Below are 6,345 nucleotides of genomic sequence, written 5' to 3' on the forward strand. Positions count from 1 at the left end.
CGCCGGCCAGGGCGCCGGACACACCCTGCTCGACACCGGCACCGTCCGCGAACAGATCACCCAGGGCTGGCGAACCCTCGCCCTCTGACCGAACGATCAAGCCGCGCTGCGCCTTCGGGCGCCCTCGGCGGCGATGAAGGCCCGCCCCGATGGGCGACCCCCGTCCGGTGAGCCGGGCCCGTCGTGTCTCAGGCGGCGCGGACCACCCGGATCTTCGACTGCTTGTGCGGCAGCAGCTCCCAGTCGGCCATCAGCTCGGCGCGCAGCCCGTACCGGCCGGCCAGCGCGATCAGTGACTCGGCCCGGTAGTAGAAGTCCTCGCGCAGTACCTGGTGCTCGGTGCCCTCGGTGCGGTCGAAGGTGAAGTCGAAGAACCCCTCGGGGTGCAGGATCCGGCCGATGTTGGCCAGGCACTGCTCGATGACCTCACGCGGCGAGTGCGAGAACACGCTGTGGGCGTGGACGACGGTGAAGTACCGGTCCGGGAGCCAGGCGAGGTCGAGGTCCCGCACCAGGCCGAGGTTCGGCACCTTCTCCTGGAGGCCGAATTCGACGACGGTGCGCCGGGCCGCGAGCAGGATGTCGGGCGAGATGTCGATGCCGTGGTAGTGGCCGGGTGCCAGGTGGTCGATGAACCGCCAGCCCGCCCGCAGGTTGCCGCAGCCGATCTCCAGCATGCGGTCCGTGGACCGCAGACCATGGCCGACCAGGTAGTCGTACTGCAGCTTGCCGAGGGCGAGCCAGTGCTCGCGGTCCCCGCTGCCGACCGCGCGGTCGGCGCTGCGCGCGGTGTCCGAGCGCATCACCGCCCGGTAGTAGCCGATGTGGTCGGGCGAGGTGAGGCGCAGCCAGGTGTCACGGGCCAGCCGTCGGGTGTGCGGCAGGATCCGGCGCGGGTGACGCAGGGCGTAGCGGGCCTGGTAGAGCTTGCTGGACCGGTTCGGCATGCCGTCACGCTACGGGCGGCCTCGTGTCGCCGCCGCCGCTGCGGCGTCTGATTGGGCCGGCCGGTGCGCACTGCTGCTGCGTTCGGCGTACCGGTGTGGCCGGCACCGGCTCCGGCGCTGCCCGCGCGGTCGGCTGCACGGGTGGGGGCGGCGCGGCTGCTTTCGCCGAGTCGGCAGCGCTGCACGGCGTGTACGGGCTGGCGACGGGGTCCGGGGCGGTCCACAATCGCTCGTGAGGGCTCTGTTCCACCCTGCCTTTGGAGGGGCGATCCCATGGATGTCCCGCTCTGGCTGTGGGCGGCGTTCGCCGTCACCGTGATCGTCTCGCTGGCGGTGGACCTGCTGGCGCACCGGGAAGCGCATGTCATCGGCTTCAAGGAGGCCGCCGCCTGGAGCGGGGTGTGGGTCGGGCTCGCCATGGTGTTCGGCGCCGTCGTCTTCCTGGTCCTCGGTACGACGCCCGGCGTGGAGTACACGACTGCGTGGCTGCTGGAGAAGAGCCTGTCGGTCGACAACCTGTTCGTCTTCGCGCTGATCTTCGCCTACTTCCGGGTGCCGCGCGCCTACCAGCACCGCGTGCTGTTCTACGGCGTGATGGGTGCGCTGGTGTTCCGCGGGATCTTCCTGGCCGCCGGTGTGGCGGTGGTCAGCCGCTTCACCGCGGTGCTGTTCGTGTTCGCGGCGATCCTGTTCTACAGCACCTACAAGATCCTCAAAGGGGAGGACGAGAGCTTCGATCCGGGCAAGAGCTTCGCGGTGCGGCTGCTGCGCAAGGTCGTTCCCGTCCGCGACGAGTACGCCGGGATGAGGTTCTTCGTCAAGGAGGCCGGCAAGCGCGTCGCGACCCCGCTGCTCGCCGTGGTCGCCGCGATCGAGGCGGCCGACCTGGTCTTCGCCGTCGACAGCGTGCCCGCCGTGCTGGCGGTCAGCGACGACGCGTTCATCGTCTACACGAGCAACGCGTTCGCCATCCTCGGGCTGCGGGCGCTGTACTTCCTGCTCGCGGGCCTGCTGGACCGGTTCCACTACCTGAGCAAGGGCCTCGCGCTGATCCTCTCCTTCATCGGCGTGAAGCTGATCCTGCAGGCCTCCCACGAGATCTTCTCCACCAGCATCCCCGAGATCCCGTCCCCGCTCAGCCTGGCCGTGATCGTCACGGTCCTGGCGGTGTCGATCGTGCTGAGCATCCGGCGCCCTCCCCGGGGCGAGACCGAGGGCCCTTTCCCTGCCGCCGGGACGCAGAACGGGGACCGGGCCGGTGCCGAGCGGGGGGCCCGGAAGGAGCCGGACCTCGTACGCGACGACGACCCGCCGCCCGGCGAACCACCCCGGCCGCCCGAACCGCCCAAGGCGTAGCCGCACAGTCCCCTCGGCGGCCTGTGCGCTCAGGACAGGGCCGTGACCAGGGGGTGCCGGTCGTCGATGGTCAGGTGCTTCCAGAAGTCGGGCGGCGGCCCCCTCCAGAAGAACTCCAGCGCGTTGCCCGCCCGCGCGATGAGTTCGAGGTTGCCGCCCGGCCGGCCGTCGCGGCCGCCGAAGGTGCTCTGGATCATGCTGACGGCGCCGACGTCCAGGTCCCGGGCGATCGTGTACGGCAGGGTCCAGGGCATCCCGCGCAGGTCGTTGCGGCGCCGTAGGAACATCAGGCCGCCGCCGGCCGCCGGGCACACCAGGTGGAAGTCCCCGGGCTGGCCCAGCCGCTCCTGCAGCAGCACCGGGTTGCCGCGCACGCCGCCCGCGAGCGGCTCCGCCGCCACCTGCCAGTCCGCGGGCTCGCCCGTCTCGTTCCACAGGAACCGCAACCGCTCCCCCACCCGCGCCACCACTTCCAAGCTCCCCCGCCCCTCCCCGAGATCGCTCTCCACCATCCCCACGGCCCCCACCGCCCCGAGGTCCGGCAGGACGCGGGCCGGCAGGTCCCACGGGAGGCCGGCCGTGTCGTTCCTGCGCCGCAGATGGACGAGGCCGGTGTCCTCGGCGGGGCAGAGGAACGCGAAGTCGCCGCCGCCGCCCGGCCGGTCCTGGACGAGCGCCGGTGTGCCCGTGACCTGCGTTCCGTGGGCCGCGCCGGCCGCGATCAGCCGTGCCTCGTCGACCTCCAGCCCCGCTACGGCCTTCTCCTGGTGCGGCTGTGGCCGCTCGATGTCGAAGAGGCGGACGTCCTCGTCGTCGCGGACGTAGAGCACCGGCGTGGCCCAGGCGAGGCTGTCGTCGTCCTGCAGCAGCAGGGCGAGCCGACCCTGGTGCACGGCCACGTCGATCGGGCGGCGCAGCCCGACCAGGGCCTGGTAGAAGAACCGGGCGAAGACGATCGCGGCGTCGTCGGTGACCTTGAACTGCATGGCCACCACGGCCGGAACGTACTCCAGGAGCGCTCCCGCGACGCTGGAGAAGACGTCCTGGCCGCCCGCGGCTCCGGTCTCGCAGCCGTTCAGGACCACCAGTTGCGGCCTAGGGTGCGCTGCCCCGATCACCAGGCCCAGGGTTTCGGCGTGGATTCCCCGCACCCTGCCACGGCCGTCGCCGAAGAGCAGCACGCCTTCCCGTCTGGCTTCGTCGTAGCCGCCGTGGCCCACGTAGTGGAGGACCTGGCAGCCGCCGTTCAACGCCCCCAGCATCGGCTGCCAGTCCTTGACGGTCAACCAGTCCAGTCGGGCGAGGTCGTCCTGCTCCAGCGCCGCCATGCTGCGTTTCAGGTCGCGGTGTTCCCTGCGGATGTCCAGCCGGGGCTTGCCCGGTGTCTGGGAGGCCACGGCGAGCACCCGGAGGGGTGCGGTCACGGCGAGCGGCGCGACGCTCCGGGCCGGGTCGACCCGGCGTACGACCTCGTGGTCCAGGCACAGGTAGCCGAACTCCTCGCTGTGCATCAGCTCCCACGGGAGCGCGGTCAGCTCCGGGTCGTCCAGGTGGAGCAGCATCCGCAGCGGGCGGCCCCGCGCGGCCGCGGCGCGCCGGGTGCCGGCGTACAACGTGCGCACCTCGCCGGGGAGGGCCGCCTCGAACAGCCGGTCGCCGATCTGCCGGGCGGTCTCGCCCCGGAGGGAGAACTCGTTCCGGCCCGACCTCGTCACGAGGTTCACTCTCCTCACCGGCAGTTGCAGGGTGCCTGCCGCCCTCCGGAGCTCCGCGACGTCCAGCGGGACGCCGTCGACCAGCGCGCCGGGGATGTCTCCCGCCTGCGCCCGGACCGAGTAGCGTCCCTCGTGGCCCGAGATCTCCAGTGACAGTGAGTCGCGCTCCATCGCTCGTCCTCCGCGCTCCCTCGGAGCGGGCGGCCTCAGTCGGCGGCGTCCGCACCGCCCGCGAGGTCGGTCTGCAGGGCCGCCACGGCCCGGTCCGCCGCGTCGTCGCCGATCAGCTCCACCTGCGCGGCCGGGGTCCCGCCGGGGACGTCCGTGACGTTCAGGTAGTCGACGCCGTGCCGGGTCAGGATCTCGCCGACGGCTGCGGCGTCGACGCCTTCGGGCAGGTCCAGGTGCAGGATCTGTCGCCCCTGCGCTTCTCCCCGGTGAACGTGCGCTTCTCCCCGGTGGACGACCGTGGGCCACTCGTGTTCGCCGCCGTTTCCGTTCGGGCCTGGCATGTCCCGCCTCCAATCACGGACAGTCACAGTTGGGTGATCACCGCCGCGAGGACGAGCGAGACCTCGGCCAGCAGCAGGAGGACGGCACACCGGTAGTACGTGGCGAGCGCTTTGATCCGCTTCTTGTTCTTGTTCAGGGTCTCCACCAGGTGCAGGACCAGCTCCCGGTCCACGGGAGGCGCCTGCGCCCCGCCCTCCCGCGCGTCGAGCACGTCGTGGACGCTGTGGCCGAACGTGAAGGTCCTCGGCCAGAGCACCATCATGACGAAGCAGCCCTGGACCAGGACGACGCACAGCAGGGAGACGGCCGCCCAGAGCGGGAAGTGGTTCGCGGCGCCGGGCCCGATCAGGCGCACGGACGACGAGAAGGTGACGACGAAGGCCGCGGTCGCGAAGATCCCGGTCGCCCTGGTACGAAGCCCGCCGACCGTACGATCCTGGGCGCCGAACAGGTCCATGGCCACCGTGTAGGCCAGCCTCACGCGCTCCTGCTCCGCCGTCCTGGCGGCAGCCTCGTCGGCGGCCTCGTCGGCGGCGGCCTTCGCCGCCGCGGCGCTGTCGGCTGCGGCGTCCGGTTCTGTGGAGTCCCGGGCGGCTCTCATCCTGCGCAGGCGCCAGAGCGCGTGTCGGCCGTTCATGACGCCCTCCTAGGATCGCTCCGACCCAGCCCCGAGGTGCGCACTCGTACGTCTCTGACCTTCTTCTTCACGATAGTCGCGGCCCAGCAGGGTGTCGACGGGCGGCCGGAGTCGACCCCGTGGCGAAGGGGCGGGGTGGTGGCCATCAGCACCCGCGGGGCCCGCAGGGGTCTGCCGCTTGACCCACCCGAGTGCCATCCAGCCCCGCCACACCAGAGATCGTGCGGATACGGAGCAATTTCCGTGTGCAATGAGCCGTGCCCGTGCGGCCTCTTCTCGCGGGCCCGGCACGGCCTCTTTCACGGCCCCCTGACCCGCTGGAGCCCACCCATGCGCTCGTCCCTGTTCGCCGCGCTGCCCCTGGCCGCCGCGCTGCCGCTGACCCTGGTCACCGGCGCCGGCGCCGCCGCGGCGACCTCCGCCCCCTCCCCGACCACCGTCGCCGCAGCCGCCGACCCGACAGCGGACCGCGTGCCCGCCGCCGTGCCCGCCGCTCCGCCGGTGGAACTGCCCGGCGACTGCCCCGGCGGCAATCCCCCGGACGACCCGCAGGTCTACTACTGCGGCTACCCCGAACTCGGGCCGGCCGCACTGCCCCAGCAGGGGCCCGTGGCCGCGATGCTGACGGGGTACCACCGCTTCGGCGGCCTGGAGCCGACCCAGTTCCTGGACTGGTACCGGGAGGGCACCCGCTGGAAGTACCCGGACAACCGCGGCTTCACCGAGACCAACGGCACCGTCGACATGCACCGTACGACCCTGGAGACGGGCCGGCTCCTGGACCGCTTCGGCGCAGACACCGGCAAGTTCCTCGCCCCCGGCGGCACGCCCTACGCCAAGCGTGCCCTGCCCCCGGACTCCCTCAACGGGCCTGCGAACGACTACCACTGCTACACCGTCAGCCGGACGTTCCAGGTCCAGGACGGCACCACCGCCGCAGCCTTCGCCCAGCCCGGCTTCGGCCGGCAGCAGTGGCTCGACCCCGCCCTCAAGCCCGCGGACTTCGCCGAGGCCGAGACGTTCAACGTCGCCAACCTCGTCAAGCACGAATACCTGACGACCACCGCTCCCGAGCAGTGCGCGGCGGCCAGGGCGGCCGCCTCCACCTCCTGAGCCACCGCGGCCCGGGTCGGCAACGCCCGCGCCGTCCCGCGCCCGAGCGCCCGTTCCCCGGGGG

6 protein-coding genes are annotated in these 6,345 nt (G+C 72.2%); 2 read left to right on the top strand and 4 right to left on the bottom strand.

Features of this window, described 5'->3' with window-relative positions:
- Nucleotides 1-188: 188 nt before the first annotated feature.
- The gene (locus ACWGB8_RS37250; RefSeq protein ID WP_452218097.1) at nucleotides 189-947 is read right to left on the bottom strand and encodes a class I SAM-dependent methyltransferase; all 759 of its coding nucleotides are present in this window, start codon (nucleotides 945-947) and stop codon (nucleotides 189-191) included.
- 273 nt (nucleotides 948-1,220) lie between these two features.
- Here ACWGB8_RS37250 and ACWGB8_RS37255 point away from each other — a divergent pair, with 273 nt between their 5' ends.
- On the top strand, nucleotides 1,221-2,303 hold the full coding sequence (locus ACWGB8_RS37255) for a TerC family protein (RefSeq protein ID WP_452218098.1): 1,083 nt from the start codon (nucleotides 1,221-1,223) through the stop codon (nucleotides 2,301-2,303).
- A gap of 29 nt (nucleotides 2,304-2,332) precedes the next feature.
- Here the strand turns inward: ACWGB8_RS37255 and ACWGB8_RS37260 are convergent, their stop codons facing one another.
- Genes ACWGB8_RS37260 through ACWGB8_RS37270 form a run of 3 tightly spaced genes read right to left on the bottom strand, consistent with a single transcriptional unit; the run spans nucleotide 2,333 to nucleotide 5,168 of the window.
- Nucleotides 2,333-4,189 carry a CHAT domain-containing protein gene (locus ACWGB8_RS37260; RefSeq protein ID WP_452218099.1) on the bottom strand — a complete coding sequence of 619 codons (1,857 nt, stop codon included), beginning with the start codon at nucleotides 4,187-4,189 and terminating at the stop codon, nucleotides 2,333-2,335.
- A 35-nt stretch (nucleotides 4,190-4,224) separates the two neighbouring features.
- Nucleotides 4,225-4,530: a hypothetical protein gene (locus tag ACWGB8_RS37265; RefSeq protein ID WP_452218100.1), complete on the bottom strand. Its 306-nt coding sequence runs from the start codon at nucleotides 4,528-4,530 to the stop codon at nucleotides 4,225-4,227.
- Between the two features lie 23 nt (nucleotides 4,531-4,553).
- A complete protein-coding gene (locus ACWGB8_RS37270; protein ID WP_452218101.1) occupies nucleotides 4,554-5,168 on the bottom strand; it encodes a hypothetical protein in 615 nt (204 codons plus the stop codon).
- A gap of 330 nt (nucleotides 5,169-5,498) precedes the next feature.
- Here ACWGB8_RS37270 and ACWGB8_RS37275 point away from each other — a divergent pair, with 330 nt between their 5' ends.
- Entirely contained in the window at nucleotides 5,499-6,281 is a 783-nt protein-coding gene (locus ACWGB8_RS37275; RefSeq protein ID WP_452218102.1) for a TNT domain-containing protein, read from the top strand.
- Nucleotides 6,282-6,345: the final 64 nt, after the last annotated feature.

The sequence above is a fragment of the Kitasatospora sp. NPDC054939 genome (assembly GCF_053610105.1).